At 75.1% G+C, this 1,884-nt stretch carries 4 protein-coding genes; 2 read left to right on the top strand and 2 right to left on the bottom strand.

Annotated features, from left to right (window positions below; genetic code table 11):
* Positions 1-404: LuxR C-terminal-related transcriptional regulator (locus tag ACTUAL_RS29665; RefSeq protein WP_440902549.1), on the top strand; the 404-nt coding region annotated here is incomplete at its 5' end.
* A gap of 49 nt (positions 405-453) precedes the next feature.
* A complete protein-coding gene (locus tag ACTUAL_RS29660) occupies positions 454-999 on the top strand; it encodes a dihydrofolate reductase family protein (protein WP_096494106.1) in 546 nt (181 codons plus the stop codon).
* Between the two features lie 37 nt (positions 1,000-1,036).
* Here ACTUAL_RS29660 and ACTUAL_RS29655 read toward each other — a convergent pair whose 3' ends face one another.
* Complete coding sequence (locus ACTUAL_RS29655; RefSeq protein ID WP_440902548.1) at positions 1,037-1,243, bottom strand: 4-oxalocrotonate tautomerase family protein; 207 nt, start codon at positions 1,241-1,243, stop codon at positions 1,037-1,039.
* Positions 1,244-1,272: 29 nt separating this feature from the next.
* A partial coding sequence (locus tag ACTUAL_RS29650; protein ID WP_440902547.1) for an SDR family NAD(P)-dependent oxidoreductase occupies positions 1,273-1,884 on the bottom strand: 612 nt, incomplete at its 5' end.

Below are 1,884 nucleotides of genomic sequence, written 5' to 3'. Positions count from 1 at the left end.
TCCTGACCCGCCCCGACCCGCCCGCCGTGCTGGTGCTGACGACGTTCGACTCGGACGAGCCGGTGCTGGGCGCGCTGCCCGCGCGGATCGCCGAGGCGGTGTGGACGGCGGCGGCAGGTGAGCCGGTGCTGTTGCCGCAGGCGGTGGTGCGGCTGATCGCGGCGGCGACCGGGCCGGGGTCCGGGGAGGCGCGGAGGGGGGTGCGGGAGCGGTTGGCGGGGCTGACGGAGCGGGAGCTGGAGGTGGCCCGCGGGATCGCGGAGGGGTTGGGGAACGCGGAGATCGCGGCGCGGCTGGGGATCGGGGTGGCGACGGTGAAGGCGCACACGGGGAACCTGTTCGGCGAGCTCGGGGTGGACAACCGGGTGCGGATCGCGCTGCTGGTGCGGGACGCCGAGGGGTGAGGGGCGCGGCGGGGTGAGGGGCGCGGCGGGGTGGGGGTAGCCTCGCCGGGTGCGGGCGCTCAGGTACTCCATCAACGTGACCGTCGACGGGTGCTGCGACCACCGGGTGATCCCCGCGGACGAGGAGCTGCACCGGCACCACGCGGGGAACATCGCGCGGGCCGACGTGCTGCTGCTCGGGCGGGTGACCTACCTGATGATGGAGGAGGCCTGGCGGTCGCCGTCCGGGAGCGCGGTCGGGGACGGGGCGGATCCCTTCGCGCGGGCCGTCGACGCGGCGCGGAAGGTCGTCGTGTCCGGGACGTTGGAGCGGGTCGACTGGAACGCCGAGCTGCTGCGCGGGGATCTCGGGTCGGCGGTGCGGGCGCTCAAGGAGGAGCCGGGGAACGGGGTGCTCGTCGGCGGGGTGGCGCTGCCGCTGGCGCTGGCGGGGCTGGGGTTGATCGACGAGTACGAGTTCGTGGTGCACCCCCGGATCGCCGGGCGCGGGCCGTCGGTGTTCGCCGGGCTCTCGGAGCACGTGGAGCTGCGGCTGGTGGAGGCGGTGGAGTTCGCGTCCGGGGCCGTGGCGATGCGGTACGAGCCCCGGAGGTGAGCCCCGGCCCGCGCGGGGCGGACCGGGGGCGGGAGGGTCAGCTGCGGCCCAGCGCCTCGGCGGTCAGGACCGTCCCGCCAAGGCCCCAGCCGCCCTCGGCGACCTCCTCCACCAGCACCAGGGTGCTCGCGCGGGCGCGTTCGCCGTACACCTCGGCGTAGGCGTCGGTCACGGCGTCGATCAGCTTCTTCTTGGACTCCGGGGTCAGCGTGCCCTCGGGGACCTTCAGGTTGGCGAACGGCATGGTGGTGCTCCTTCTTCTTCGGTGATCGGCTAGAGGGCGGCGTTGGCGGACAGCAGGTCCTCGATGCCGACCCTGCGGTAGAACTCGGCCCGGACGCGGTCCGCGACCGCTGACACGACCTCGCTGCCGTCCCGGCTCGGGTCGACGTGGACGCGGAACGGGCGCCGGTCGGCGGGCAGGCCGACGACGCGGGTGATCTCGTCGGCCACGTCCTGCGCGTCCGCGTCCTGCGGGACGAGCGCGGCCAGGCGGTCGCCGATGGTGGCGCGCAGCTCGCCGTAGTGGTGGTCGTAGGCGGCGGCGCGGGCGGTGTCGGCCGGGCGGCCCGCGTTCGCGAAGTGGTTGGTGCCCGAGGTGAACGCGCCGGGCACGACGATGGTGGTGCCGACGCCGAAGCGGATCAGCTCGGCCGCGCAGCTCTCGGCGAGCGCGTCCATCCCGGCCTTCGCGGCGAAGTACGGGGCGAGGAACGGCGGGTGGCCGCCGCGCGTGGAGGACGAGGCGACCCAGACGAGGTGGCCCGAGCGCTGCCGACGCAGCACCGGCAGCGCGGCGCGGTTGACCCGCTGTGTCGAGACGACGTTGACGTCGTAGAGCTCGGCGACCTGCTCGGGCGTGAACGCCTCGGTGGGTCCGAGCAC

Source organism: Actinosynnema sp. (genome assembly GCF_052038725.1).
The sequence above is the reverse complement of the archived record's forward strand: the minus strand, read 5'-3'. Positions and strand labels throughout refer to the sequence as shown.

Excerpts from the sequence above, each read along its gene's own strand:
- ACTUAL_RS29655 (WP_440902548.1), bottom strand. The coding sequence starts at position 1,243 with ATGCCGTTCGCCAACCTGAAGGTCCCCGAGGGCACGCTGACCCCGGAG.